This is a genomic window from Pseudomonas sp. GW823-FHT05G12 (assembly GCF_058795575.1).
In genome coordinates this window covers 1,993,288-2,019,443 of sequence record NZ_CM179501.1, presented here as the reverse complement: position 1 = coordinate 2,019,443, position 26,156 = coordinate 1,993,288, and the positions used below count along the sequence as shown (strand labels likewise).

Below are 26,156 nucleotides of genomic sequence, written 5' to 3'. Positions count from 1 at the left end.
GCGCTGCACAGCATGATTAGGGGTTCAGACCGCCCTGTTCAACTTCACCCATGAAGCAAACCTGTCGACAAACGCCTGCAAGAACGGTCGCGTCTTATCGTTGAGCTTGCCCGAATCCTCGAACAAGCTCGCCGCACCGCCAAGGTAAGCCTCGGGCATCTGCATGCAGGGCATGTCGAGAAACACCAGCGACTGGCGCACCGCATGGTTGGCGCCAAAGCCACCAATCGCCCCCGGCGACACACTCACCACCGCCGTCGGCTTGCCGCTCCAGGCACTTTGCCCGTAAGGACGCGAACCCACATCGATGGCATTTTTCAGGCAGCCTGGCACCGAGCGGTTGTATTCCGGGGTGACGAACAACACCGCATCACTGCGACGGATTTCATCGCGAAAACGCTTCCAGGTTTCCGGCGGTGCCTCGGCTTCGATATCTTCGTTGTACAGCGGCAGGTCGCCAATCTCGACGATCTTCAGCGCAAGGCTGGACGGCGCCAGCTCCGAAAGTGCGCGGGCGACCTTGCGGTTGTAGGACTCCTTGCGCAAGCTGCCCACGACGACTGCTACCGAATACACCTGACTCATGGCAATTCCAACCTTTGCGGGTTAAATAGACGTTGTAGTTATAGATGACCGTTCTCCGGCGCCTGAGTTTTTTTTCCTCAGGGCGAAAACTTCCGAGTCAGTTTCACGGTCTATGCCTTCATACATTTCCTACGTAATTCAGAGGTTTCCACCCAAATGGCAGCAGTAATGGTCGGCCAATTCCACGCCCGTGACGCCGAAGGCCGCATCTACCCCGTGCACGAGTTTCAGGAATCCACCCTGCAACTCGACGGCAGCACGCTGGGCGCCCCCATCACCACCTACCGCCTGGCCATCGGCGACAAGGTCAACCACCTGGGTGAAAACCGTTTCGAACTGGCACGCTCCGGCGTCGAGATCACGCGCATTCCGTGATGCAATCCACCGTGTAGCGGCCCCCTTCGTGCTGCAGGCCGTGCACATCGGCGACAAACCCGGGAAAGCCCTGGTTGAATGCGCGGGCGAATGCCAGGTAATCAAGGATCGAGCGGGTCGCCTCGGTGAACCGCTCACCCGGCATGATCAACGGGATGCCAGGCGGGTACGGCACCAGCATCACCGCCGCCACACGGCCCAGCAGCGCCTCGATCGGTACCGCCTCCACCTCGCCACGCACCATCTTGTCATAGGCCTGGGCCGGGCTGACGGCCACCTCCGGCAAACGGGTGAACAGCCGCTTCAACTGCTTGGCCGTGGCATTGGCGCGGTAGCAGTCATGTAACTGGTCGCACAGGTCGCGCAGGCCCATGCCCTGGTAGCGCAAGGCGTCGGCAGCCCCCACACTGGGCAGGCAGCTGCTGAGTGGGGTGTTGCCGTCATAGTGGCGTTTGAACTCCAGCAGCTCGGTGAGCAGGGTGCTCCACTTGCCCTTGGTGATGCCCATGGAAAACAGTACCAGGAAGCTGTACAGGCCCGTTTTTTCCACCACCAGCCCGCGCTCCCAGAGAAACTTGCTGACTACCGCTGCCGGGATACCGCGCGCGCCCAGCACACCGTCTGCGCTCAGGCCCGGCATTACCAAGGTCACCTTCAGCGGGTCGAGCAGCACATAGTCGGTCACCACTTCACCAAACCCATGCCATTGCGCCCCCGGCTGCAGCAGCCAGTCCTGCGCGGCCAGACGGGGGATGCCCTCGGCACTTGGCGGCTGCCAGATGCTGAACCACCAGTCCGCTGTGGCAATGTGCTCACGCAGGTTGGCCAGGGCACGACGAAAACTCAACGCCTCGTCGAACATCTCCTGCAGCAGCGAGCGCCCGGCCGGCCCTTCCATCATGGTCGAAGCCACATCCAGCGAGGCGAGAATGCTGTACTGCGGCGAGGTAGAGATGTGCATCATGAACGCTTCGTTGAAACGGTCCCGGTCCAGCTGCCGCCTGGCACCGTCCTGCACATGAATCATCGAGGCCTGGCTGAACGCCGCCAGCAGCTTGTGGGTGGAGTGGGTACTGAACACCAGCGGGCTGTCTGCCGCGCAGGCGGTGCCCATGGCGTAGCGCCCGGTGAAAAAGTCGTGGAACGCGGCATAGGCAAACCAGGCCTCATCGAAGTGCAGCACCTCGACACTGGCACCCAGGGCCTGCTTGATCAGCCCGGCGTGGTAACACAGCCCGTCGTAGGTGGAGTTGGTCACTACCGCCAGCTTGATACGCTGCCCACGATCACGGGCAAGGGGGTTGGCCTGAATCTTCGCGGCGATCGCCTCGGGGCTGAACTCGCTGAGCGGGATCGGGCCAATGATGCCCAGTTCGTTGCGCTCCGGGCACAGGTACAACGGGATGGCACCCGTCATGATGATCGCGTGCACCACCGACTTGTGGCAGTTGCGGTCCACCAGCACCAGGTCGTCACGGCCGACCATGGCGTGCCAGACGATCTTGTTGGCCGTGGAGGTGCCATTGATGACAAAAAAGGTGTGGTCGGCGCCGAAGTTGCGCGCCGCCCTGGCCTCGGCTTCGGCCAGCGGGCCTGTGTGGTCGAGCAGCGAACCCAGCTCCGGCACGGAAACGGACAGGTCCGAGCGCAGGGTGTTTTCCCCGAAGAACTGGTGAAAGGCTTGGCCTACCGGGCTTTTATGATAGGCCACACCGCCACCATGGCCCGGGGTGTGCCAGGAATAGTTGGACTGCGCGGTGTGCTGTACCAGCGCCTTGAAGAACGGCGGCAGCAGGCCATCGAGGTAGGTGTGTGCGGCTCGCGCCACCTGGCGGGCGAGAAACGGCACGGTGTCTTCGAACAGGTAAAGGATGCCACGCAGCTGGTTGAGCTCGCTCATGGCTTCGGCGGGGGCATTTTCCAAGGTCACCTGCTCGCCCAGGGCGAAGATCGGCAGGTTGGGTGCGCGCAGACGGGCCAGGCGGATCAGCTCGGCCATGTTCTGCAGTAAATGGGTGTTCTCGCCAGCGCCTTCGGCGGCAATCAGCATGCAGGCCAGGCCATGGTGGGTGGCGGCGACCAGGCGCGCTTCGGCGTGGTCGGCTGCGGCGAGAATGGCAAAGCCATCCTGGCGCAGTTCCTCGGCGATACCCCGCACGCGTTCGCCGGCAACACTGTCGGCCTTGATGGCGCGGTGGACAATGAGGATCGGGAACTTGAGGTCCTTGTACATCAGGTGGCTACCTCCGAAGGACATGGCGTCCATTTCAGGGTAGTTGAGCCTTGTATTGCGTGTACTGGCCCTTTCGCGGGTAAACCCGCTCCTACGACGGCCTGTGTCCAATCACCGACCGGTGCCCAGCAGCAGCGGGTTTACCCGCGAAAGGGCCGGGCCTGCTGGCCAGTCTGCCCCCGCCATTCACCGCCGCAGCCGCCACCGTAGTCGGCGGGTAAACCCGCTCCTACAACGATCTCCACTTCTGTTGCAGGGCGAAAGATCAGCCGGCTGGTGTCTCAGTCAGGGCCTGCCACAGCGAAGGCCCACCCGCCGACTTGGCAATGGCCGCCAGCCGCTCGGCATGCGCCTCCAGCTCTTCAGCGCTGGCCATGATCACCCGCCCTGGCGCACGCCCGACAATCCGGCGGATCTCGCTGCCGCCAGCGCCCTGCCCGTCATCTTCGGCATCTGCGCCATTCCCAGCCAACGACAGGCTGGTCTGGCCACCGGTCATTGCCAGGTAAACGTCGGCCAGCAGTTCCGAGTCGAGCAGTGCGCCGTGCAACTCACGGCCCGAGTTGTCGATGTCGTAGCGTTTGCACAGCGCATCCAGGCTGTTGCGCTGCCCCGGGTGGCGCGAACGTGCCAGCAGCAGGGTGTCCAGAATGGTGCAGTGCTGCGAAATGTCAGCGCGGTCCTGCTGGCCCAGCAAGGCGAATTCGTTGTTGATGAAGCCAACGTCGAACGCCGCGTTGTGGATGACCAGCGTGGCGCCCTGGATGAACTGGAAGAACTCCTCGGCGACATCGCCAAAACGTGGCTTGCCGACCAGGAAGGCATCCGTGATGCCGTGAACGTTGATCGCGCCCTCGTCACTCTCGCGGTCGGGCTGCAGGTAGACGTGGAAGTGCCGCCCGGTCAGGCGCCGGCCGATGACCTCGACACAGCCGATCTCGATGATCCGGTGGCCTTCGCCAACCGGCATACCCGTGGTTTCGGTATCGAGAATGACGAACCGTTTATCTTGCTGCTGCTCCACGCGGGCGCTCCAACTTGCATCCGTTACAAAGGCCGCGATTGTACCCCAGCTCAACGCTGGGCGCGCACCTCATCGACCCCACGGTTGGCCAGCTGGTCGGCGCGTTCGTTGCCGGGGTGGCCAATATGGCCGCGCACCCACTTCCAGATCACCTTGTGGCGGTTGACCTGCTCATCGAGCTGCTGCCACAGGTCGGCGTTCTTCACCGGCTCCTTGGCGGCGGTCTTCCAGCCGCGCTTCTTCCAGTTGACCATCCATTCGTTGATGCCCTTCATCACGTACTGCGAGTCGGTGGTCAGCACCACCTCGCATTCACGCTTGAGCGACATCAGGCCCTGGATCGCGGCCATCAGCTCCATGCGGTTGTTGGTGGTCTCACGTTCGCCGCCCCACAGTTCCTTCTCGACGCCCTTGTAGATCATCAGCACGCCCCAGCCACCCGGGCCAGGGTTGCCCTTGCAGGCACCATCAGTAAACATCTCGACGCTATCGCTCATGTACCACTCTTGAATTCAGTGCTTGTCAGTTTCGGGGTTGGCTGCGGTGCGGTTGACCTTCGCCAGTGGCAGCGGCAGCAGCTTGCCCATTGGCTCGCGGCGTTCCGGCCGCAAAGGCCGCAGGCCTACCACCATCTTGCGCGCCACCAGCAGGTACACCCCGCCACCGGAGCCCTGCCAGCCGCCGGCCAGTCGTTCCCAGCCCTCCAGGCGTTGCTGCCAGGCTGGTGAGGCAAGCGGCGGACGATAGCACCCGAAGCGGCGTTTCTCCAGCGCGAAGCCCAGCAGGTTGAGCCAGTCGCCCACCCGTGACGGCGAGATGCAGCGCGCCTTGCGCAGAGCACCGTGACTGAAGAAATGGCGCATGCCCCAGCTGCTCCAGGGGTTGATCCCCACGATCAGCAGGTGCCCGCCCGGGCGTACGGCACTGGCGGCCTCGCGCAGCAGGCCATGGGGCGACAGGCAGAAGTCCAGGCCATGCTGCAGCACCACCACGTCGGCAGCGTGCTCGCTCAACGGCCAGGCTTGTTCTTCGCAGACAATCTCCACACCCGGCAAGGGCGCACCAAGGCGCACGTTACGCTGCACCTGGGGGGCTCTGGGCGGTGGCTCGGCGCAGGGCCCGTAATGCACGAGATAACCGCCAAAGAAGCGCCCGAGCTCTTCTTCCAGCAGTTTGTCCTCCTCCTTGAGCATCAGTTGCCCAAGTGGGCCGTTGAACCACTCACGGGCCAGGCTGATCAGCTCGACCCAGTCCGGGTCGGCCTGGGCAAAGGCTTGGTCGGTCATTGCGCTCTCCCTCGAAGGTTCTCCCACCGCGCCATCGCGGCTAAGATGCCCTCATGTGCCACGCTAGGCGAATCGGATCCGCACCATGATACAGATCGAAGCTCTCCCCGCTTTCTCCGACAACTACATCTGGTTGTTACAGGATACTGCCAAACGCCGTTGTGCGGTGGTCGACCCGGGCGATGCCGGCCCAGTGGAGCGCTGGCTGGCTGCCAACCCCGAATGGGTGCTGAGCGACATCCTCGTCACCCACCACCACAATGACCATGTCGGCGGGGTGGAACGGCTCAGGCAATTGACCGGCGCACGGGTCTGTGGCCCTGCCAACGAGCGCATTCCCGGCCGCGACCTGGCACTGGACGAAGGCGACAGGGTGGACGTGCTGGGTGTAACGTTCCAGGTAATGGCGGTACCCGGCCACACCCTGGGGCATATCGCCTTCTTCAGCGACCAGCCAGCAACGCCCATCCTGTTCAGTGGCGACACCCTGTTCGCCGCCGGTTGCGGGCGCATGTTCGAGGGTACACCCGAACAGATGCAGCCCGCCCTCGCCCGCCTGGCGGCCCTGCCAGAGCAGACACAAGTGTACTGCGCCCATGAATACACCCTCAGCAACCTGCGCTTCGCCAAGGCTGTGGAACCGACCAACCCGCACGTTCAGCAACGCTTCGAGGACGTTACCCGTTTGCGCGCCGAAAATCGCATCAGCTTGCCCTCAACGATCGGCCTGGAGCGCCTGACCAACCCCTTTCTGCGTACCGCTGAAACATTAGTTAAACAAAAAGCAGACGAATGGAAGGGACATTCAAACAACTCGCATGTCGCTGTTTTTGCTGCCTTGAGGTCTTGGAAGGACACCTTCTGATAACCGCAAGATATATCGCAAGTGAGGGCCGAAGGTTGACCCGGGCCGGAGCGGTTTCTAGAATCGCCGAAATTTTTCGCCCGGATACCTGTGTCAGCCGATGTCTTCCCGTAGCCGCAGAACCTCTCATTCCGCCGCCCTGACGCGCCTGGCCCAAATCAGCGCGCTGGCCCTGGCAGCCACGCTGGTGGGCTGCCAGAGCACCCGTCAGCTCGACGAATCCGATAGCGTTCGCGCGCACAACTACCAGGCACGGATCAAGCACAAACCTTCCCCGCTGCTGGTCAAGCCGGCCGAACAGGCGCCGCAGGATGTCTGGGAGCGCATGCGCCAGGGCTTCGCCCTGCAGGACAGCATCGATGTCAACCCGCGCATCGAGCAGCAGCGCTTGTGGTTCGCCAGCAACCCGACCTTCATCGAAAGCGCCGGGGAACGTGGCAGCCTCTACCTGCACTACATTGTCGAGCGCCTTGAAGAACGCGACATGCCGCTGGAACTGGCCCTGCTGCCAGCAATCGAAAGTGCCTACAACCCCATGGCCTACTCACGCGCCAGCGCTGCCGGCATGTGGCAGTTCATGCCGGCTACCGGTCGCCACTTCAACCTGCGCCAGACCAACTTCTATGACGGCCGCCGCGATGTCACCGCGTCGACCAACGCCGCGCTGGACTACCTGACCCGCCTGCACGACATGTTCAACGGCGACTGGCTGTTGGCCCTGGCGGCCTACAATGCCGGCGAAGGCACCGTCAGCCGAGCCATCGAGCGCAACGAAAGGCTCGGCCTGCCGACCGACTACTGGAACCTGCCGCTGCCACAGGAAACCCGCGACTACGTGCCCAAGTTGCTGGCACTGTCGCAGGTGGTGTCCACGCCAGAAGCCTATGGTGTCAATCTCACCCCGATCGCCAACGAACCGTACTTCGAAGCGGTGGCGATCAATGACCGTCTGGACCTTTCCCGGGTCGCGGCCTTTGCCAACATCGACGAGGACGAGCTGATCCAGCTCAACCCGGCATTCAAGAAGCGCATGACCGTCGATGGCCCGAAGCAGCTGCTGGTGCCCACCGCCAAGGCACAGTTGCTCAGTGCCAGCCTGTCCAACCTCAACCCGGAGCAACTGGTCAGCCTGCAACCCCCGAAAGCAGCGTTTGCCCGGGCCGTGGCCGAAGCCAAGGCACCGGTGGGGGCACGCAGCTACCGGGTCAAGCGTGGCGATAACCTGAGCGCCATCGCCAAGGCCAACCGTGTATCGGTCAAGGACATCAAGCGCTGGAACCGCTTGTCCGGCAACAGTCTGCGCGCGGGCCAGGTTCTGGCCCTGCGTGGTGGCAATGCGCCAAGCGCCGCCGGCAACCGGGTTGCCGCCTCCGGGAAGCGCTCCACGCAATACAAGGTCCGCAAGGGCGACTCCCTGTACCTGGTAGCCAAGCGTTTCAATGTGGAAATGAAGCACCTCAAGCGCTGGAACCCACGCAGCGGCCACGCCCTCAAGCCAGGCCAGACCCTGACCGTATACCTCGGGCATTGAGTCGTTACAGGGGCTGCTTTGCAGCCCATTCGCGGGCACGCCCGCTCCCAGAGGTTTTTCACAGCCCCCAAAGCCGGTGCCGTACCTGTGGGAGCGGGCGTGCCCGCGAATGGGCCTGAAAAACCAGCCACTGGAAAACCCCAGCCCCTCTCTTTTTCCAACCCCACCAAGCTGTTACTGTACTCGATCAAAGCCCAACGCCTCTGGATCGGATGCCGATTTGATACGTCCCCTCCTGCTGTCACTCAGCCTGGCCTTGAGCTTTCCCGCAGCCGCGATCGTGAGCGAAAGCCACGGATACGCGCAGTTCGGCACGCTCAAGTACCCAGCCACCTTCACCCACTTCGACTGGGTCAACCCGCAAGCGCCCAAGGGCGGCACGTTGCGGGCCATGGCTTTTGGTACCTTCGACACGCTCAACCCCTACACCTTCAAAGGGTCGAGCCCGATTACCACGCCCAATTTCCAGCAGTACGGCATCAGCGAGCTGAACGAGCCACTGATGGTCGGCACGGGCCAGTACGACCCGTCCGGTGACGAGCCAACCTCCAGCTATGGCCTGATCGCCCGCTCGGTGGAGTACAGCGAGGACCGCAGCTGGGTGGTGTTCAACCTGCGCCCCGAAGCCCGCTGGCATGACGGCCAGCCCATCACCTCGGCTGACGTGGCCTTCTCGTACCGCACGCTGCTCAAGGATGGCCACCCGATCTACCGCACCAACCTGCAGGAAGTGCAGCGGGTAGACATCCTCGGCCCGCTACGCATCCGCTTCGTGTTCAAACGCGCCGGCAACCCGCTGCTGATACTGCGTCTGGGCGAAATGCCGGTGCTGCCCAAACACTACTGGCAGAAGCGCGACTTCAAGGCCACCACCTTCGAGCCCCCCTTGGGCAGCGGCCCCTACCGCATCACCCAGGTACAACCCGGACGACGCCTGGTGTTCGAACGGGTGAAGAACTACTGGGGCAAAGACCTGGCGGTCAACCGTGGCAAGTACAATTTCAATCGGGTCGAATACGAGTTCTATCGTGACGCGACGGTGGCCTTCGAAGCCTTCAAGGCCGGCGAGTTCGACATCTATATCGAGCACCAGGCAAAAAACTGGGCCAACGGTTACAACTTCCCTGCCGTGCGCCGGGGTGAAGTGATCAAGGCACAAATCCCGCACAGCATCCCCACGCAAACACAGGGCCTGTTCATGAACAGCCGCCGGGCCGCGTTCAGTGACCCGCGGGTACGCCAGGCGCTGGGGCTGATGCTGGACTTCGAGTGGACCAACCGCGCGCTGTTCAGCAGCGCCTACCGCCGCTCGACCAGCTACTACCCAAACAGCGAGTTCGCCGCCAGCGGCCTGCCCACCGGCAAGGAGTGGCTGCTGCTGGCGCCATTCCGTGACCAGTTGCCGGCCAAGCTGTTCAGCGAACCGTACAAGGTCAGCCACACCGATGGCCGGGGTATCAGCCGCCAGACCCTGCGCCAGGCCCTGGGCCTGCTCGCCGAGGCCGGCTGGAAGCTGCACGGCCAGCGCCTGGTCGACAGCAAGGGCCAGCAGTTGCGCATGGAACTGCTGCTGGTAAACCCCAACCTTGAACGCATCCTGCAACCTTATGTCGAAAACCTGTCCAGCATCGGCATCGATGCGCGCTTGCGCACCGTGGACCGTGCCCAGTACAAACAACGCCTGGACCAGTTCGATTTCGACATGATTCTGATGACCCTGAACCAGACCCTCAGCCCCGGCCTCGAACAGTGGCTGTACTTCCATTCCAGCCAGGCCGCGACAAAGGGCAGCAAGAACTATGCTGGGGTCAAGGACCCGGTGGTCGACCACCTGCTCGACACCCTGCTCGCCGCCCGCACCCGCGATGACCAGGTCGCCGCTGCCCGCGCCCTGGACCGCGTGCTCTCATGGCACTACTACATGATCCCCAACTGGTACCTCGACAACCATCGCCTGGCCTACCGCAACCGGTTCGCCTTCGTCACCACGCCGCCCTACACCCTTGGGCTGAACAGCTGGTGGATCAAGACTTCGGAGAAAGCCCAATGACGCCAACGCACCGTCTGCGCCGGCTGGCAGGCAGCCTGTTGCTCGCCTGCCTGAGCCTTCCCGCGCTGGCCGCACCGCAGCACGCGCTCACCCTTTACGATGAGCCACCCAAGTACCCCGCCGACTTCAAGCACTTCGACTACGTCAACCCGGACGCGCCCAAGGGCGGCACCTTCCGCCAGTCCAGCTTCGGCGGCTTCGACAGCCTCAACCCGTTCATCAACAAAGGCGTGGCGGCCGAGAACATCGGCATTATCTACGACACCCTGATGCGCCAGAGCCAGGATGAACCGTTCACCGAATACGGCCTGGTTGCCGGCAAGATCGAAAAGGCCCCGGACAACAGCTGGGTGCGCTTCTACCTGCGCCCCGAAGCGCGCTTCCATGACGGCCATCCGATGCGCGCCGACGACGTGGTGTTCACGTTCAATGCCCTGATCAAGGACGGCGCCCCACTGTACCGCCAGTACTACGCCGACGTCGCCGAAGTGGTCGCCGAAGACCCGCTGAAGGTGCTGTTCAAGTTCAAGCACAAGAACAACCGCGAGCTGCCACTGATTCTCGGCCAGCTGCCGGTACTGCCCAAGCACTGGTACGAAAACCGCGAGTTCAACCGCGGCAACCTGGAAATCCCGTTGGGCAGCGGCCCGTACAAGGTCGCCGAGGTCAAGGCCGGGCGCTCGGTGCGCTACGAACGGGTCAAGGACTACTGGGCCAAGGACCTGCCCATCAACCGCGGCTTCTACAACTTCGATGCCATGACGTTCGACTCCTACCGCGATACCACCGTCGCCCTGGAGGCCCTCAAGGCCGGGGCATTCGACTATGGCCTGGAAGTCAGTGCCAAGAACTGGGCCACCGCTTACAACGTGCCCGCCGTGCGCGAAGGTCGCCTGATCAAGGAAGAGCTGCCCAACGGCAACCCCACCGGTATGCAGGGCTTCATTTTCAACATCCGCCGCCCGGTGTTCCAGGATGTGCGTGTGCGCCAGGCCCTGAGCCTGCTGCTGGACTACGAGTGGACCAACAAACAGCTGTTCAACGGCGCCTACACCCGTACCGGCAGCTACTTCGAGAACTCGGAAATGGCCGCCCGCGGCCTGCCCAGTCCCAACGAGCTGAAAATCCTCGAACCACTGCGCGGCAAAGTGCCCGAGCAAGTATTTACCGAGGTCTTCCACAACCCGGTCAGTGACGGCAGCGGCATGATCCGCGAGCAACAGCGCCAGGCCTACAAACTGTTGCAGGAAGCTGGCTGGAAAATCGTCGACGACAAGATGGTCGACGCCCAAGGCAAGCCGGCAAGCATCGAGTTCCTGCTGGCGCAGACCGAGTTCGAACGCATTCTGCTGCCGTTCAAGCGCAACCTTGCCGACCTCGGTATCGAGCTGAACATTCGCCGCGTCGACGTTTCGCAGTACATAACCCGCCTGCGCTCGCGTGACTACGACATGATCGTTGGCGGCTACCCGCAATCCAACTCGCCAGGCAACGAACAGCGCGAGTTCTGGTCCAGCGCCGCCGCCGACAACCCCGGCAGCCGCAACTTCATCGGCCTGCGCGACCCGGCCATCGACCAACTGGTGGACCAGCTGATCAACGCCGACTCTCGGCAGAGCCTGATCGACCACTGCCGCGCCCTCGACCGCGTGTTGCTGTGGGGCTACTACGTGATCCCCAACTGGCACATCAAGACCTGGCGTGTGGCCTACTGGAACCACATCGGCCACCCGAACGTGTCGCCCAAGTACGACATCGGCATCGACACCTGGTGGATCAAGCCCGATGTAACCCCGGCGGTCAGCGAAGCGCCTGCGGACGAGGCCAACTAAGATGCTGGCTTACATCCTGCGCCGCCTGCTGCTGATCATCCCGACCCTGTTCGGCATCCTCACCATCAACTTCATCATCGTCCAGGCCGCCCCCGGTGGCCCGGTCGAGCAAATGATCGCCAAGCTCGAAGGCTTCGAAGGCGCCACCAGCCGCATTGCCGGTGGCGGTGCCGAGGTTTCCGTGGCCGGCTCCAGCTACCGCGGCGCCCAGGGCCTGGACCCGGCGCTGATCGCTGAAATCGAGCGCATGTACGGCTTCGACAAGTCGCCGCCCGAGCGCCTGTGGATCATGGTCAAGAACTACGCCCAGCTGGACTTCGGCGACAGCTTCTTCCGCGACGCCAAGGTGATCGACCTGATCGCCGAGAAGATGCCGGTTTCGATCTCGCTGGGGCTGTGGAGCACGCTGATAATGTACCTGGTGTCGATCCCGCTGGGGATCGCCAAGGCCGTGCGCCACGGCAGCCACTTCGACGTGTGGACCAGCTCGGCAATCATCGTCGGCTACGCCATCCCGGCGTTCCTGTTCGCCATCCTGCTGATCGTGCTGTTCGCCGGTGGCAGCTACTTCGACTGGTTCCCGCTGCGTGGCCTCACCTCCAACAACTTCGACGAACTGAGCACCACCGGCAAGGTGCTGGACTACTTCTGGCACCTGGTGCTGCCGATCACCGCGCTGGTCATCGGCAACTTCGCCACCATGACCCTGCTGACCAAGAACAGCTTCCTCGACGAGATAAACAAACAGTACGTGGTCACCGCCAAGGCCAAGGGCCTGAGCCGATCACGGGTGCTGTACGGCCACGTGTTCCGCAACGCCATGCTGCTGGTGATCGCCGGCTTCCCTTCGGCGTTCATCGGCATCTTCTTCACAGGCTCCTTGCTGATCGAGGTGATCTTCAGCCTCGACGGCCTGGGCCTGATGAGTTTCGAAGCGGCCATCAACCGCGACTACCCGGTGGTCTTCGGCACCCTGTTCATCTTCACCCTGCTAGGGCTGGTGGTGAAACTGATCGGCGACCTGACCTACACCTTGGTCGATCCGCGCATCGACTTTGCCAGCCGGGAGCACTGACATGGCCTTGTCCCCCCTCAACCGCCGGCGCTTCGAGCGTTTCAAGGCCAACCGCCGTGGCTGGTGGTCGCTGTGGCTGTTCCTGATTCTGTTCGGGCTGAGCCTGGGCGCCGAACTGATCGCCAACGACAAACCGATCGCCGTACGTTACGACGGCCAATGGTACTTCCCGGCGTTCAAGCGTTACCCGGAAACCACCTTCGGCGGGGAATTCCCGCTGGAAGCCAACTACAAGAGCCCCTACATCCGCGAACTGCTGGCGAAGAAAGACAGCTTCGTGCTGTGGGCGCCCATCCCGTTCAGCTACCAGAGCATCAACTATGACCTGCGTGTCCCCGCCCCCGCCCCACCTTCGGCGGACAACTGGCTGGGCACCGACGACCAGGGCCGCGATGTGCTGGCGCGGGTGATCTACGGCTTCCGCATTTCGGTTCTGTTCGCCCTCACCTTGACCGTGGCCAGCTCCATTATCGGCGTCATCGCAGGCGCCCTGCAGGGGTTCTACGGTGGCTGGGTCGACCTGGCCGGGCAACGCTTTCTGGAAATCTGGTCCGGCCTGCCTGTGCTGTACCTGCTGATCATCCTGGCCAGCTTCGTGCAACCCAACTTCTGGTGGCTGCTGGGCATCATGTTGCTGTTCTCGTGGATGAGCCTGGTGGATGTGGTACGCGCCGAGTTCCTGCGCGGGCGCAACCTGGAATACGTGCGCGCCGCACGCGCCCTTGGCATGCGCAACGGCGCAATCATGTACCGGCACATCCTGCCCAACGCGATGATCTCGACCATGACCTTCATGCCGTTCATCCTCACCGGCGCCATCGGCACCCTCACCGCCCTGGACTTCCTCGGCTTCGGCCTGCCCGCCGGTTCGCCCTCGCTGGGCGAACTGGTGGCGCAGGGCAAGTCCAATCTGCAAGCGCCATGGCTGGGCATCAGCGCCTTTGCCGTGCTGGCACTGATGCTGAGCCTGCTGGTGTTCATCGGCGAATCCGCCCGCGACGCCTTCGACCCGAGGAAGTGACATGAGTGAACAGAACCTGATCGAAGTGCGGGACCTGGCCGTGGAGTTCGTGACCGGGGACCAGGTCAACCGGGTGGTTGACGGCGTCAGCTTCGATATTCGCAAAGGCGAGACACTGGCCCTGGTGGGCGAAAGTGGCTCGGGCAAATCGGTCACCGCGCACTCGATCCTGCGCCTGCTGCCCTATCCCCTGGCCCGGCACCCCAGCGGCAGCATCCGCTACGAAGGCAAGGACCTGCTGCAGCAGAACGAGAAGACCCTGGAGCGCATTCGCGGTAACCGCATCGCCATGATCTTCCAGGAGCCGATGACCTCGCTCAACCCGCTGCATTGCATCGAGAAGCAGATCAACGAAATCCTCCTGCTGCACAAGGGCCTGACCGGCAAGGAAGCGACTGCGCGCACCCTGGAGTTGCTGGATATGGTCGGCATTCCCGAGCCGCGCAAGCGCCTCAAGGCCCTGCCCCACGAGTTGTCGGGCGGGCAGCGCCAGCGGGTAATGATCGCCATGGCGCTGGCCAACGAGCCCGAGCTGCTGATTGCCGACGAGCCGACCACGGCGCTGGATGTGACCGTGCAGCTGAAGATCCTCGAGCTGCTCAAGGAATTGCAGGCGCGTATGGGCATGGCCCTGTTGCTGATCAGCCATGACCTGAACCTGGTGCGCCGCATCGCTCACCGCGTGTGCGTGATGCAGCGTGGGCAAATTGTCGAGCAAGCCGAATGCGCCACGCTGTTCAGTTCGCCACAGCACCACTACACACAGATGCTGATCAATGCCGAACCCAGCGGGCTGCCGGCACACAACCCGGTGGGTGCGCCATTGCTGGAGGTGGATGAGCTCAAGGTGTGGTTCCCGATCAAGAAGGGCTTTCTGCAGCGCACGGTCGACCATGTGAAGGCGGTGGACGGGGTCAACTTCAGCTTGCCCCAGGGCCAGACGCTGGGCATTGTTGGCGAATCCGGGTCGGGCAAGTCCACATTGGGCCTGGCCATCTTGCGGCTGATTTCCAGCCAGGGCGGCATTCGCTTTCATGGGCAGAACCTCGAAGGGCTGAACCAGAAAGCCGTGCGCCCCCTGCGGCGGGAAATGCAGGTGGTGTTCCAGGACCCGTTTGGCAGCCTGAGCCCGCGCATGTGCGTGGCGGACATTGTCGGTGAAGGGCTGCGCATTCACCGCATTGGCACCGCGCAGGAACAGGAAGCGGCGATTATCGCGGCTCTGGAGGAAGTAGGCCTGGACCCGCGCACGCGCCATCGCTACCCCCATGAGTTTTCCGGCGGGCAGCGCCAGCGCATTGCCATTGCCCGGGCGCTGGTGTTGAAGCCAGCACTGATTCTGCTGGATGAACCCACGTCCGCACTGGACCGCACCGTACAGCGCCAGGTGGTGGAATTGCTGCGTAACCTGCAGCAAAAGTACAACCTGACCTACCTGTTCATCAGCCATGACCTGGCGGTGGTGAAGGCGTTGAGTCACCAGTTGATGGTGATCAAGCATGGGCATGTGGTGGAGCAAGGGGACGCGCAGGCGATCTTCCATGCGCCGCAGCATCCGTATACCCGACAGTTGCTGGAGGCGGCGTTTTTGGAGGTTGGGGGTTAGTAGGGAAAGGGTGCGTGTTCGCCAAGCAATCATCCTTTGATCGGTCGTTTCGTTTATTGCGATTTTCGAATATTTCGAATATAACTCGAACTCAGGCTGTTGCATCGTCGCCACAGCCCCGCAATCGATACCGCTCTGGAGATGCCCATGACCACCGCCAACCTCTCTAGCCATGTGCTTCCTGACGAGAAAGAAATTGCCGTGGCAGTCGAGTCAAGCCGCACGCTGGCAGCGTTCCTCTCGACAAAATCAGATACCCAACGGATCGAACTGCTCAACGAGGAAAATCAGCGCCAGGTTGTTGAAGTACCTACTTTCGCCCTACGCCTATTCGGCGAGATTCTCAGCGAACTGGCCCTGGGTAACTCAGTCAAAGTCGTTCCAATCCACGCCGAACTGACTACCCAGGAAGCAGCAGACCTGCTTAACGTCTCCCGGCCGCACTTGGTAAAGCTGCTCGACGAAGCGGTGATTCCGCACACCAAGACAGGCCGCCATCGTCGTGTCAAATTCTCCGACCTGGTTGCCTACAAGGACAAACGTGATGGGGTGAGCCGCGCTGCGATGGATGCGCTGGCAGCCCAAGCTCAGGAATTGAAGATGGGGTACGAATGAAGCACTCGCCCTTCACGGCCATATACGACGCGAATGTACTTTACCCTGCTCCACTGCGTGATTTCCTGATGAACCTAGCGCTGACGGGCATCTACCGGGCACGTTGGTCAGCGAGCATTCATGACGAGTGGAAGCGCAATCTGCTACTCAACCGGCCTGACCTCACGCCTGAACATTTGGATCGCACGTCATCGCTGATGGATGCTGCGGTGCCTGATGCACTCGTCACTGACTACGATTCACTGGTCGAAGGGCTGGACTTGCCAGATAGGGATGATCGACATGTTCTCGCAGCTGCAATCAAGTGCAACGCTTCGGTTATCGTCACCTTCAATTTGAAGGATTTTCCCAAGGCGGTTCTCGGTGCCTTCGATATTGAACCCTTGCATCCGGACGACTTCATCGCTGACCTTTGGGACCTGGACAAGGCAGCAGTCCTCGAAGCTGCCCAGCGGCAGCGAATATCGCTGAAGAACCCACCGCACAGCGTACAGCAGTATCTCGACAGGCTGCTTCAGCAGAAGCTTCCCGAGACAGTGAAACTGCTTTCGGCATTCAAGTTCCTCCTCTGAGTATGCCCAGCAGACTTTCTTGGGCAGCAAGGGGATCATCCGGGATTGATCAGCCATGCACGTAAAACCAAGCCTATGAAAAGCCCCGCTCGTTACCACGCAAACAGAATCAAGCAGCGGTGATCAATTTTTCTGACAATAATCGTCTTCCATCATCAGCCGAATCGGGCATAAATTCTTCGCCGTCAACTCCCAGTACCCACGGTAGAGCCCATGTCCAGTCCACAACACCAGCCTGCTTCCCCTGCCCTGGCCACCCTGATCCAGCGCTCCGGCCTGCCCAGCCCAACGCTGAGCGAAGCCCAGGCACACGCCGTGCTGCAGGCCCACTATGGCCTTGCCGGCAACCTTTCGGTACTGGGCAGCCAGCAAGACTTGAACTTTCGCGTGGTCACACCGCAGGGTGGCTATGTGCTGAAGGCCTGCCACGGCAGCTACGCACAGCTGGAGCTTGAAGCCCAGCACGCCGCCCTGGCCTTCCTGCGCGATCAAGGTTTGCCGGTACCCGCCGTGCGCTCAGCCCACAACGGCATGGGGTTGCTGGAACTGGACATCGACGCGCAACCACTGCGCCTGCGCCTGCTCGATTACATCGAAGGCCAACCGCTGACCCGCCTCAAGCACATGGAGCCGCGCCTGATGGCTGAACTGGGCGGGCTCTGTGCAAAGCTGGACAAGGCGCTTGCCCATTTCGATCACCCGGGCCTTGCGCGCACCTTGCAATGGGACCCGCAGCATGCCGGGGCACTGATCGATCACCTGCTACCGGTGCTGCAGGACAGCGGGCAGCGCGCCCGCATCGAACACGCCACGCGACAGGCCAACGAGCGCCTGATGCCGCTGATCGATCAACTGCCCAGTCAGGCCGTGCACCTGGACATCACCGACGACAACACCGTGTGGGCCCGTGATGCCCAGCGTCAGTGGCAACTGCAAGGCGTGATCGATTTCGGCGACCTGCTGCGCACCTGGCGTATCGCCGACCTGTCGGTGACCTGCGCTGCGCTGTTGCACCACGCCGAGGGCGACCCCCTGCGCATCCTGCCAGCCGTGCAGGCCTACCAGGCGCTCAACCCGCTGACCGAGGCCGAACTGCGCGCCCTGTGGCCGCTGGTGCTGAACCGCGCTGCCGTGCTGGTGCTGAGCAGCGAACAACAGCTAACCGTCGACCCGGGCAACCAGTACACCCGCGACAACATTGCCCACGAATGGGAAATTTTCGACACGGCCACCGCCGTGCCTTTCGCCCTGATGGAGGCGGCCATTCTGCAGGCTGCGGGCCTGCAACCCGCGGCGCCGGACTGGAACGACTGTGCCCCCCTGCTCCCCGAGCTGGCCGGGCAGGCTGTCACACGGGTGGACCTGGGAGTACTCAGCAAACACTTCGAGGCCGGCAACTGGGAGCAACCCGGTTACGACCAGCATCTGCTGACTTCGCAAGCCGCCCCGGCCTGCAGCCTGCACGGGCAGTATCGCCTGTCGCAAACCCATATCGATCGCCCCGAGGAGCCCGCCACCTGCGCCCTTTTCGTCGAGCTGCATGTGCCCAACGGCAGCCCGGTGCAAGCGCCGGCAGCCGGCACCTGGCAGCACAGCGGCGACGGCCGGGGCTGCCTGCGCACCCCGCATTGGGCTTTGTGGCTGCAAGGCCTGGAAGACGCACCGGCAGACGGCCAGGCCGTGGAAAAAAGCCAGTCCCTGGGCAGCAGCTGCGGCTTCCTTAGCGTGCAGGTATGCCTCGACAATGGCAGCCAGCCGCCGCGCTTCGCCACGCCGTCACAAGCCGCCGCCTGGCTGGCCCTGTGCCCGTCACCAGCCGCACTGCTGGGCTTCGATTGCGATGCCGAGCCGCTACCCGATCCGCAAGCCCTGCTGGCCCGCCGCGATGCCAGCTTCGCCCGCTCGCAGAAGCACTACTACGCGCAACCGCCGCACATTGAGCGTGGCTGGCGCAACTACCTGATCGACATGCAGGGCCGTTCCTACCTGGACATGCTCAACAACGTCGCAGTGCTGGGCCATGGCCATCCACGCATGGTTGCCGAGTCGGCGCGGCAGTGGTCGCTGCTGAACACCAACTCGCGCTTCCATTACGCAGCAATCACCGAATTCTCCGAGCGCCTGCTGGACCTGGCCCCCGAAGGTTTCGACCGGGTGTTCATGGTCAACAGCGGCACCGAGGCCAACGACCTGGCGATTCGCCTGTCCTGGGCCTACAGTGGCGGGCGCGATCTGCTCAGTGTGCTGGAGGCCTACCACGGCTGGTCGGTGGCCACCGATGCCATCTCCACGTCGATCGCCGACAACCCGCAAGCCCTGGAAACCCGCCCGGACTGGGTTCACCCGGTCGAAGCACCGAACACCTTCCGCGGCCGCTTCCGCGGGGCCGACAGCGCCGCCGACTACCTGCAAGACGTCGACGCCAAGCTGGCTGACCTCGACGCCCGTGGCCGTCAGCTGGCGGGCATCATCTGCGAACCGGTGTACGGCAATGCCGGCGGTATCTCGCTACCCGCAGGCTACCTGCGCGCAGCCTATGCCAAGGTCCGCGCCCGCGGCGGGGTGTGCATCGCCGACGAAGTGCAGGTGGGCTATGGCCGCCTGGGCGAGTACTTCTGGGGCTTCGAGGAACAGGGCGTGGTGCCGGACATCATTACCATGGCCAAGGGCATGGGTAACGGCCAGCCGCTGGGCGTGGTCATCACCCGTCGCGAAATCGCCGAGGCGCTGGAGGCCGAGGGCTACTTCTTCTCCTCGGCCGGTGGCAGCCCGGTCAGTTGCCGCATCGGTATGGCGGTGCTGGATGTCATGCAGGAGGAAGGCCTGTGGGACAACGCCCGTGACACCGGGCGCTACTTCAAGGCACGCCTGCAGGCGCTGGTCGACAAGCACCCGCTGGCCGGCGCGGCACATGGCTCGGGCTTCTACCTGGGGCTGGAACTGGTGCGCGACCGCACCACCCTGGAGCCGGCCACCGAAGAAACCATGATGCTGTGCGATCGCCTGCGTGACCTGGGCATCTTCATGCAGCCGACCGGCGATTACCTGAACATCCTCAAGATCAAGCCGCCGATGTGCACCAGCCGTGCGAGCGTGGACTACTTTGTCGACAGCATTGACCGGGTGCTGGGCGAAGGCCTGTAAGTGTCAAGGCGTGGGCCCGACGGCTGCGGCCCACGCCTGTAATGCCTCACACGCGGCCATGGCCACCTGTTCATCGGTGCGCCCGGTGAACTGCCGCTCGATCGCATCGGCGGCGATCAGCCCGGCAATGGTGGGCTTGCCGACAGCATCGGTCAGGTCCAGCCATTCCCCCCAACTGGCGGGTACGTCGTACCAGCGTAGGTAGCCTGAGGGTGAACACGGCCACCATCGCTCATCGAACTGCAGAATCACTTTCTCCAGCTTGCCCATCCCCAGATGCGCCAACGCTCCCTGCTGTGTTTCAGGTAACGCAGGGGTAAAGTGCAACGTTTTCAGAACCCCCACCGGGACTGTGCAAATGCAGAAGTCGCACACCTCTTCATTCACCTTGACGCGCGCGCTCGACCAGTCGATGTGGGTGACAGGACTGTTCAGGCGGATATCCAGGTGCTTCGACAGCAAGTCGACAAGCTCGCTGTAGCCGCCTGGCAGCATACGATCACCATGCCCGACCCCCTCTTCATCCAAGGCACAGGCCGACAGTTCCTCGACGGGCAAACACGCTTCCAGTACCAGGTTGGCGTCGATGGCGAACTGCGTGGCACGCGCGAGCGCGGGGTCGAGTGTGGCCATGTAGCCATCGATCGCGTCAGACAAAGGTTGTTGCCGATCGAGACGCCTGGTCAAGGCATCCCAGGCGGCGTCGATATCCGGCAACGCCCCGCCGCGTGCCGCTGCAAGCGGGCAACTGAAATCGGTCTCGACGCAAGCCAAGCCATGTTGAAGTGCAACAGCGGCCAATGGGTTCTCGGCGAAATGCTGAAGCCATGCCGCACCTTCATCTGCTTTCACGCCGCCCAACTCGACAGTGTGCGTGCGCCCACCCGTTCGCCCACGCGCCTCCAGCACAGTGCAATCGACACCCCTTTCCCGCAAGCGTTGAGCGGCAGCCAAGCCTGCACACCCCGCACCGATCACGATCACCTTGCTCGCACCGGCACTCACGGCTGCCTCGGCGGCACGCAGCCCATCATTCCACGCACCATGAGTCATTGCCGGAGCGCTGGCATTACAAGCTTCTCCAGCGATGACCAAGCGCCCATGCAGCACTTGGCCCAGGGCGCTTCGATGCAACGGCGACCCTCCAGGCAGCAAGGCACTGTAGGCACCGAGGCTGAACGGGTCGCAACTCCAGTGGGTGACATGCCACGCGGTTGGTCTGTGCACGCTTTTCTCCATTGAGGGGACTGTCCTGCAGGTGCATTAATGTTCATAATTTTTAGCCATAAAAGATGATCATCATCAGGTTTACTGACAATGGCCTTTACCAGCGACTCCCTGGCGATTTTCCTCGCGGTGCTCGATGCCGGCTCGTTCTCCGCCGCCGCCCGCAAGCTGGGCCGTGTGCCCTCAGCCGTGAGCATGGCAATCGCCCAACTGGAAGCGGAACTGGACCTGCCCCTGTTCGACCGGGCCACGCGCAAAGCCTTGCCCACCAACGCCGCCCTGGCGCTGGAGCCCCAGGCCAGGCAGGTCATCTGCCAACTCAACCTGCTGGATGCCCAGGCCCTGCAATTGCACAAAGGCCTGGAAAAGCGCCTGACCATCGCCATGGCGCCCGAGTTGCAGACCGGCCGCTGGAGCCAGCCGCTGGAAATCCTCGCCCAGGCATTTCCCAGCCTGGAAGTCGAGGTACGTTCGGCCACCCAGACCGAAGCCATTCGCCTGCTGCATGACGGCAGTGTGCAATTGGCATTGGTGTTCGAACGGCCCGGCATCGATGAGCGCGAATCCTTCCTCGAAGCCGGCAGCCAACTGCTGGTGGCCGTTGCCTCACCACGCCATCCGGCCGGGCAGAACAGCGGTACGCCATTGCCTGAAGAGGCCTTTGCCGAACAACGGCAGATCATCGTGGCTTCGGGCAAGGCCACCGGATCGGACCCGCGCATGGTGCTGTCCCGGCGCATCTGGCTGACCGACAGCTACCTGGCCACGCTGGACCTGGTGCAGTCCGGGCTGGGCTGGGCCTACCTGCCGCAGCCATTGGTCGAACCGCTGATTGCCTCGGGCGCACTGGCCGAGGTGCGCTTCGACAACATGGCCAGCCGCCTGCGCTTGTGGGTAGACATCATCTGGATCAAGTCGCGCCCGTTGGGCCTGGGCGCGCGACGCTACCTGGAAGTCATTCGCCAGCTGTTCGAGAAGGAGCCCCCCAGGGCCTGACACCCTTGCGCACTCCAGGCCCTGCAGGCGATCGCCCAGCCCTTGGGGCTGAGGGTTATGCTGTCGGCGCTACCAGCCTGTAGCCAACCCCCGCCTCGGTAATGATGAACCGCGGCGCCGTGGGGTCATCGCCCAGCTTCTGTCGCAGATGCCCGACCACGATGCGCAGGTAGTGGGTATCCTCCGCATGGGTCGGCCCCCAGATATCCTTGAGCAGCTGCTGCTGGGTAATCACCCGCCCAGGGTGCCCGGCCAATAGCGCCAGCAAAGCATACTCCTTGCGTGTCAATGCCACCTCCACGCCGTCGAGCGTCACCCGGCGGAAGGCAAAATCCACCGTCAGCGGCCCAAAGCTGGCCGCCACTTCCGAGCCGCCGGCTTGGGGCACCTGGCGCAGCAACGCCCGCACGCGCGCGAGAAACTCCTGGATACCGAACGGCTTGGTCACATAGTCATTGGCACCACCATCCAGCGCATCGACCTTCTGCACTTCACTGGCACGCACCGACAACACCATCACCGGCACTGCACTCCATTCGCGCAACTCACGCAGTACCTGCTGGCCGTCCATGTCCGGCAGCCCCAGGTCGAGCACCACCAGGTCCGGCTTGCCCAGTGCCGCCTGGGCCAACCCTTCGGCACCGGTGGCGGCCTCCAGCACCTTGTAGCCTTGCGAGGCCAGGCTGATACGCAGGAACTTGCGGATCTGCGGTTCATCGTCGATGACCAACAGGGTGGCGGACTGGCTCATGGGGTTTCGCTTTCGGCTTCAGGTTGAGGAGGCAGCGGCAAGCATAGAGTGATGCTGGTGCCTTGGCCATCAATGCCTTCGCCCACCAGAATCTGCCCGCCATGGGCACCGATCATGCCCTGGCAGATCGCCAGGCCCAGCCCGGTACCCTGCCCGCCGCGGTCGCCACGGGCGGCGGTGTAGAACATGTCGAAGATTTTCTCGCGGTCGGCTTCGGGAATGCCGGGGCCCTGGTCGCTGACGGTCAAGCGCAGCTGGTCGTCATGCACCGCCACCTGCAGCTCAAGCCGACCATTGGCCGGCGAAAAGCGTGCGGCGTTTTCCAGCACGTTGACCAGTGCCTGCTCGATCAACGCCGCATGCACGAACAGCAATGGCAGCTCGGCCGGCACGTCCGTGTGCACACGCAGCGGCGCCAGCACCACCCGCAGGCGGTTGAGCGCACTGCCGACGATATCCGCCGGGGCCACCCAGTCGCGGGCCAGCTTGAGGCCGCCATGGCCCAGGCGGGTCATGTCCAGCAGGTTCTGGATGTAGCGATCGAGGCGTTCGGCTTCGTTACGGGTGCCCTCCAGCAGCTCGCGGCGGTCTTCAGCCGGGATCGCATCGCCCAACGCCAACAGGCTGTCGATGCTGCCACGCATGGCGGTCAACGGCGTGCGCAAGTCATGGGATACGGAAGCCAGCAGGGCGCTGCGCAGTTGCTCGGTTTCGCCGTGCAGGCGTGCGGCTTCCAGCTGTTCGGCCAGGCGTGCGCGGGCCAGGGCCTGGGCCAGGGGCTGGCCCAGGGCGGTGAGCAGGCGCCGCCGTGGGTCGCTAAGCGGCTGCCCGTTGCGCGGGCGCACGCCCAGCAGCGCCAGCGGCTGATCGTCCACCGCCAATGGCCACCACCACCAGCGGCCATTAGGCAGGGTATCGCTGCCGTGGCCGGCGGCCTGCCCGTGCTGCCAGGCCCAATCGGCAGCCGCCCGTTCGGTGTCGCTGAAGGTGCAGGCTTCCCCGCTGGCCACTTGCAACTGGCCTTCGGCGTTGCGCTCCAGCAAGCACACCTGGGCGTCCTGCCAGCCGTCCAGGTGCTGGCCGGCAGCCTTGAATATGGCTTGGCGGTCGGTGGCTACCGTCAACCGGCGAGACAGGTCGAGCAACTGGCTGGTCTGCGCCTGGGTCTCGCGCAGCGCCTGCAACTGGCGACGCTGGCGCGCGGCCAGGTTGCCGGTGAGCGCAGCCATCAACAGAAAGAACACCAGTGTCAGCACGTCTTCTTCGCGCTGGATGGTGAACGAGAAGTTGGGCGGTATGAACAGGAAGTCATAGGCCAGGAACGACAGCGCGGCGCAAGCCAGCGCAGGTCCCAGGCTACTGCGCACTGCGACCAGCAACACCGCCGCCAGGAACACCAGCGAGATATTGGGCAGCGCCAGCACACTGGCCACCGCCCAGGCCAGACCCGCAGCCATCACGGTGGCCAGCAGCGCCAGCAGGTAATGACGCCACACCCACACCCGCCGCACGGCTGAACGCGGCGCTGGCGGCTGCACGTCGCGGTCCAGCACGTTGATTTCCAGGCCACGGCTTTCGCGCAGCAGCCGCGCCGCCACACCCGCGCCGAACAAACGCCGACGCAGGCGGTTGCGGGATTGCCCGACCAGCACCAGGCTGGCCCGCCGCTCGACAGCATGCTGGATCAGCGTGCGGGCCACTTCCCCAGCCCGCAGCAGCACCACCTCCCCGCCCAGTCGCTCGGCCAGTTGCTGCGCGGCTTGCAAACGATGCCGTGCGGTTTCGTCACGCAGGCGGCCGTTGTCCACATGCACCAGGCTCCAGGGCAGGTGGCGGCGCTGGGCCACGCGGCTGGCATGGCGCACCAGGCGTTCGGCCTGGTCGTCACCGTCTATGCCCACCAGCAACCGGCCGCGCAAGGCCGGCGCCTCCTGGCCGCGCTGACGATAGCCGTGGGCCAGGTCGGCATCGACCTGAGCAGCGGCGGTCTGCATGGCCAGTTCGCGCAGGGCGGTGAGGTTGGTTTGCGAAAAGTACGCATCGATGGCCGCCCGAGCTTGCTCGGGCACGTACACCTTGCCTTCACGCAGGCGTTCGAGCAGCTCTCGCGGAGGCAGGTCGATCAGCACCAGCTCGAACGCCTCCTGCAGCACCCAGTCCGGCAGGGTCTCGCGCACTTGCACGCCGGTAATGTCACGGACCTTGTCGTTGAGGCTTTCCAGGTGCTGGACGTTGACCGTGGTGTACACGTCGATGCCCGCGGCCAAGAGTTCTTGTACGTCCTGCCAGCGTTTGGCGTGGCGGCTGCCGGGGGCGTTCGTGTGGGCCAGTTCGTCCACCAGGGCCAACGCCGGCGCGGCACGCAGCAGGCCGTCAAGGTCCATTTCCTCAAGGGTGACGCCACGGTACTGGCTGCGCAGCAAGGGCTGCTGATGCAGCCCTCCGAGCAACGCTTCGGTTTCGGCGCGGCCATGGGTTTCGACCACCCCGGCCAACACCTGCACGCCCTGGCGTTGCTGGGCGTGTGCAGCCTGGAGCATGGCGAAGGTCTTGCCGACGCCGGGGGCAGCGCCGAGGAACACCTTCAGCCGGCCCCGGCCGGTGCGTGGGAGGTTGGCCAACAGCGCATCGGCGCGGGCGGAGTCACTCATGTTTCATCCTTTGCTTTTTCCAGCAGTCGGCCACTTCAGGGAAAGCCCCCTTAACGTGTAGGAGCGGGTTTACCCGCGAATACGTCAGTGGCGCCACCACCGCATTCGCGGGTGAACCCGCTCCTACAGGCTTCCTGCCAGCGCTTCGATTACCTGACAATGGCGAGCTTTTCCAAGGCCTGGTTCAACGCCAGCACGTTGACCACCGGCGGGCCGATCAATGGGTGGAGGGTGGCCTGTTCCAGCAAGGCTTGCAAGCGCTCGACCGGCAGCTGCCGTGCCGCCGCCACCCGCGGGATCTGATAGGCCAAGGCCTCCGGTGGCAGGTGCGGGTCCAGGCCGCTGCCCGAGGTGGTCAGCAGCGCCTGCGGCACTGGCCCCTGCTGCGCCTGATACAACGTGGCCGCATCGCCCTTTACCCGCTCAGCCAGCGCTGGGTTGCTCGGCGACAGGTTGCTGGCGCCGCTGGCCACGGTCGCGTAGGCACCTGCCGAGGGCCGCGAGTGGAACCAGCCATCGCCCTGGAAGTCCTGGGCGATCAATGCCGAACCCCGCACCTGGCCTTGCGCATCGCGTACCAGGCTACCGTTGGCCTGGTTCGGGAAAGCGACTTGGGCAATACCGGTCACCGCCAGCGGATACAGGGCGCCCGTCACCAGGGTCATCAACAAAGCCAGGCTCAATGCCGGGCGTAGATAAGCAGTCATGGCGGCCTCC

Annotated in this window: 21 protein-coding genes; 12 read left to right on the top strand and 9 right to left on the bottom strand. The window is 63.6% G+C overall.

Annotation, left to right across the window (positions count from 1 at the left end):
* Positions 1–24 precede the first annotated feature (24 nt).
* Positions 25–585: a class I chromate reductase ChrR gene (gene chrR / locus AC3RCM_RS09120; protein ID WP_003251456.1), complete on the bottom strand. Its 561-nt coding sequence runs from the start codon at positions 583–585 to the stop codon at positions 25–27.
* 156 nt (positions 586–741) lie between these two features.
* Between chrR and AC3RCM_RS09115 the strand changes: the two genes are divergently transcribed.
* Complete coding sequence (locus AC3RCM_RS09115) at positions 742–960, top strand: hypothetical protein (protein ID WP_010954911.1); 219 nt, start codon at positions 742–744, stop codon at positions 958–960.
* On the opposite strand, the gene AC3RCM_RS09110 is transcribed toward AC3RCM_RS09115, so the two are convergent.
* From AC3RCM_RS09110 to AC3RCM_RS09095, 4 genes are all read right to left on the bottom strand, one after another.
* On the bottom strand, positions 944–3,193 hold the full coding sequence (locus tag AC3RCM_RS09110; protein WP_064493183.1) for an Orn/Lys/Arg family decarboxylase: 2,250 nt from the start codon (positions 3,191–3,193) through the stop codon (positions 944–946). The two genes, AC3RCM_RS09115 and AC3RCM_RS09110, sit on opposite strands and share 17 nt — an antisense overlap.
* A gap of 265 nt (positions 3,194–3,458) precedes the next feature.
* Positions 3,459–4,217 (bottom strand): DNA polymerase III subunit epsilon, encoded by a 759-nt coding sequence (gene dnaQ, locus AC3RCM_RS09105; protein WP_020190375.1) that lies wholly within the window; start codon positions 4,215–4,217, stop codon positions 3,459–3,461.
* Between the two features lie 50 nt (positions 4,218–4,267).
* Positions 4,268–4,714: a ribonuclease HI gene (gene rnhA, locus AC3RCM_RS09100; RefSeq protein ID WP_020190374.1), complete on the bottom strand. Its 447-nt coding sequence runs from the start codon at positions 4,712–4,714 to the stop codon at positions 4,268–4,270.
* Positions 4,715–4,729: 15 nt separating this feature from the next.
* Complete coding sequence (locus AC3RCM_RS09095) at positions 4,730–5,503, bottom strand: class I SAM-dependent methyltransferase (protein WP_003251461.1); 774 nt, start codon at positions 5,501–5,503, stop codon at positions 4,730–4,732.
* Between the two features lie 85 nt (positions 5,504–5,588).
* On the opposite strand from AC3RCM_RS09095, the gene gloB reads away from it, so the two are divergent.
* The 10 genes from gloB (at position 5,589) to AC3RCM_RS09045 (ending at position 19,814) form a co-directional block, all read left to right on the top strand.
* The gene (gene gloB, locus AC3RCM_RS09090; protein WP_010954914.1) at positions 5,589–6,368 is read left to right on the top strand and encodes a hydroxyacylglutathione hydrolase; all 780 of its coding nucleotides are present in this window, start codon (positions 5,589–5,591) and stop codon (positions 6,366–6,368) included.
* Positions 6,369–6,468: 100 nt separating this feature from the next.
* Positions 6,469–7,899, top strand: coding sequence for a lytic transglycosylase domain-containing protein (locus AC3RCM_RS09085; protein WP_020190372.1), 1,431 nt, complete (start codon positions 6,469–6,471; stop codon positions 7,897–7,899).
* 220 nt (positions 7,900–8,119) lie between these two features.
* Positions 8,120–9,949: an extracellular solute-binding protein gene (locus AC3RCM_RS09080; RefSeq protein WP_010954916.1), complete on the top strand. Its 1,830-nt coding sequence runs from the start codon at positions 8,120–8,122 to the stop codon at positions 9,947–9,949.
* A complete protein-coding gene (locus AC3RCM_RS09075; RefSeq protein ID WP_104886396.1) occupies positions 9,946–11,781 on the top strand; it encodes an extracellular solute-binding protein in 1,836 nt (611 codons plus the stop codon). Before AC3RCM_RS09080 ends, AC3RCM_RS09075 begins: the two co-directional genes overlap by 4 nt.
* A 1-nt stretch (position 11,782) precedes the next feature.
* Positions 11,783–12,856: a microcin C ABC transporter permease YejB gene (locus AC3RCM_RS09070; RefSeq protein WP_492629533.1), complete on the top strand. Its 1,074-nt coding sequence runs from the start codon at positions 11,783–11,785 to the stop codon at positions 12,854–12,856.
* A gap of 1 nt (position 12,857) precedes the next feature.
* Positions 12,858–13,877, top strand: a complete 1,020-nt coding sequence (locus AC3RCM_RS09065) for an ABC transporter permease (protein ID WP_003251467.1) — start codon at positions 12,858–12,860, stop codon at positions 13,875–13,877.
* A 1-nt stretch (position 13,878) separates the two neighbouring features.
* A complete protein-coding gene (locus tag AC3RCM_RS09060) occupies positions 13,879–15,483 on the top strand; it encodes an ABC transporter ATP-binding protein (RefSeq protein WP_064493161.1) in 1,605 nt (534 codons plus the stop codon).
* A gap of 147 nt (positions 15,484–15,630) precedes the next feature.
* Positions 15,631–16,098 (top strand): helix-turn-helix domain-containing protein, encoded by a 468-nt coding sequence (locus tag AC3RCM_RS09055; RefSeq protein ID WP_064493160.1) that lies wholly within the window; start codon positions 15,631–15,633, stop codon positions 16,096–16,098.
* Positions 16,095–16,670, top strand: a complete 576-nt coding sequence (locus AC3RCM_RS09050) for a PIN domain-containing protein (protein WP_104886398.1) — start codon at positions 16,095–16,097, stop codon at positions 16,668–16,670. The genes AC3RCM_RS09055 and AC3RCM_RS09050 overlap by 4 nt, the downstream gene beginning before the upstream one ends.
* 213 nt (positions 16,671–16,883) lie before the next feature.
* Positions 16,884–19,814 (top strand): aminotransferase, encoded by a 2,931-nt coding sequence (locus tag AC3RCM_RS09045; RefSeq protein ID WP_492629532.1) that lies wholly within the window; start codon positions 16,884–16,886, stop codon positions 19,812–19,814.
* 3 nt (positions 19,815–19,817) lie between these two features.
* Here AC3RCM_RS09045 and AC3RCM_RS09040 read toward each other — a convergent pair whose 3' ends face one another.
* Entirely contained in the window at positions 19,818–21,053 is a 1,236-nt protein-coding gene (locus AC3RCM_RS09040) for a flavin monoamine oxidase family protein (RefSeq protein ID WP_492629531.1), read from the bottom strand.
* Positions 21,054–21,131: 78 nt separating this feature from the next.
* On the opposite strand from AC3RCM_RS09040, the gene AC3RCM_RS09035 reads away from it, so the two are divergent.
* Positions 21,132–22,037, top strand: coding sequence for a LysR family transcriptional regulator (locus AC3RCM_RS09035; protein ID WP_003251473.1), 906 nt, complete (start codon positions 21,132–21,134; stop codon positions 22,035–22,037).
* Positions 22,038–22,092: 55 nt separating this feature from the next.
* Here the strand turns inward: AC3RCM_RS09035 and AC3RCM_RS09030 are convergent, their stop codons facing one another.
* The 3 genes from AC3RCM_RS09030 to kdpC form a co-directional block, all read right to left on the bottom strand.
* Positions 22,093–22,788, bottom strand: a complete 696-nt coding sequence (locus AC3RCM_RS09030; protein ID WP_104961133.1) for a response regulator — start codon at positions 22,786–22,788, stop codon at positions 22,093–22,095.
* Positions 22,785–25,439: a DUF4118 domain-containing protein gene (locus AC3RCM_RS09025; RefSeq protein WP_012051752.1), complete on the bottom strand. Its 2,655-nt coding sequence runs from the start codon at positions 25,437–25,439 to the stop codon at positions 22,785–22,787. Before AC3RCM_RS09025 ends, AC3RCM_RS09030 begins: the two co-directional genes overlap by 4 nt.
* A gap of 149 nt (positions 25,440–25,588) precedes the next feature.
* The gene (gene kdpC, locus AC3RCM_RS09020; RefSeq protein ID WP_003251480.1) at positions 25,589–26,146 is read right to left on the bottom strand and encodes a potassium-transporting ATPase subunit KdpC; all 558 of its coding nucleotides are present in this window, start codon (positions 26,144–26,146) and stop codon (positions 25,589–25,591) included.
* Between the last annotated feature and the right edge of the window lie 10 nt (positions 26,147–26,156).

What these genes read in the sequence shown, in the direction of transcription:
- AC3RCM_RS09060 (WP_064493161.1), top strand. Translation starts at nt 13,879, where the DNA reads ATGAGTGAACAGAACCTGATCGAAGTGCGGGACCTGGCCGTGGAGTTC.
- AC3RCM_RS09110 (WP_064493183.1), bottom strand. Translation starts at nt 3,193, where the DNA reads ATGTACAAGGACCTCAAGTTCCCGATCCTCATTGTCCACCGCGCCATC.
- AC3RCM_RS09095 (WP_003251461.1), bottom strand. Translation starts at nt 5,503, where the DNA reads ATGACCGACCAAGCCTTTGCCCAGGCCGACCCGGACTGGGTCGAGCTG.
- AC3RCM_RS09025 (WP_012051752.1), bottom strand. Translation starts at nt 25,439, where the DNA reads ATGAGTGACTCCGCCCGCGCCGATGCGCTGTTGGCCAACCTCCCACGC.
- AC3RCM_RS09040 (WP_492629531.1), bottom strand. Translation starts at nt 21,053, where the DNA reads ATGGAGAAAAGCGTGCACAGACCAACCGCGTGGCATGTCACCCACTGG.
- AC3RCM_RS09030 (WP_104961133.1), bottom strand. Translation starts at nt 22,788, where the DNA reads ATGAGCCAGTCCGCCACCCTGTTGGTCATCGACGATGAACCGCAGATC.
- chrR (WP_003251456.1), bottom strand. Translation starts at nt 585, where the DNA reads ATGAGTCAGGTGTATTCGGTAGCAGTCGTCGTGGGCAGCTTGCGCAAG.
- rnhA (WP_020190374.1), bottom strand. Translation starts at nt 4,714, where the DNA reads ATGAGCGATAGCGTCGAGATGTTTACTGATGGTGCCTGCAAGGGCAAC.
- AC3RCM_RS09070 (WP_492629533.1), top strand. Translation starts at nt 11,783, where the DNA reads ATGCTGGCTTACATCCTGCGCCGCCTGCTGCTGATCATCCCGACCCTG.
- AC3RCM_RS09050 (WP_104886398.1), top strand. Translation starts at nt 16,095, where the DNA reads ATGAAGCACTCGCCCTTCACGGCCATATACGACGCGAATGTACTTTAC.
- gloB (WP_010954914.1), top strand. Translation starts at nt 5,589, where the DNA reads ATGATACAGATCGAAGCTCTCCCCGCTTTCTCCGACAACTACATCTGG.
- AC3RCM_RS09075 (WP_104886396.1), top strand. Translation starts at nt 9,946, where the DNA reads ATGACGCCAACGCACCGTCTGCGCCGGCTGGCAGGCAGCCTGTTGCTC.
- AC3RCM_RS09055 (WP_064493160.1), top strand. Translation starts at nt 15,631, where the DNA reads ATGACCACCGCCAACCTCTCTAGCCATGTGCTTCCTGACGAGAAAGAA.
- kdpC (WP_003251480.1), bottom strand. Translation starts at nt 26,146, where the DNA reads ATGACTGCTTATCTACGCCCGGCATTGAGCCTGGCTTTGTTGATGACC.
- AC3RCM_RS09065 (WP_003251467.1), top strand. Translation starts at nt 12,858, where the DNA reads ATGGCCTTGTCCCCCCTCAACCGCCGGCGCTTCGAGCGTTTCAAGGCC.
- AC3RCM_RS09085 (WP_020190372.1), top strand. Translation starts at nt 6,469, where the DNA reads ATGTCTTCCCGTAGCCGCAGAACCTCTCATTCCGCCGCCCTGACGCGC.
- AC3RCM_RS09045 (WP_492629532.1), top strand. Translation starts at nt 16,884, where the DNA reads ATGTCCAGTCCACAACACCAGCCTGCTTCCCCTGCCCTGGCCACCCTG.
- AC3RCM_RS09115 (WP_010954911.1), top strand. Translation starts at nt 742, where the DNA reads ATGGCAGCAGTAATGGTCGGCCAATTCCACGCCCGTGACGCCGAAGGC.
- AC3RCM_RS09035 (WP_003251473.1), top strand. Translation starts at nt 21,132, where the DNA reads ATGGCCTTTACCAGCGACTCCCTGGCGATTTTCCTCGCGGTGCTCGAT.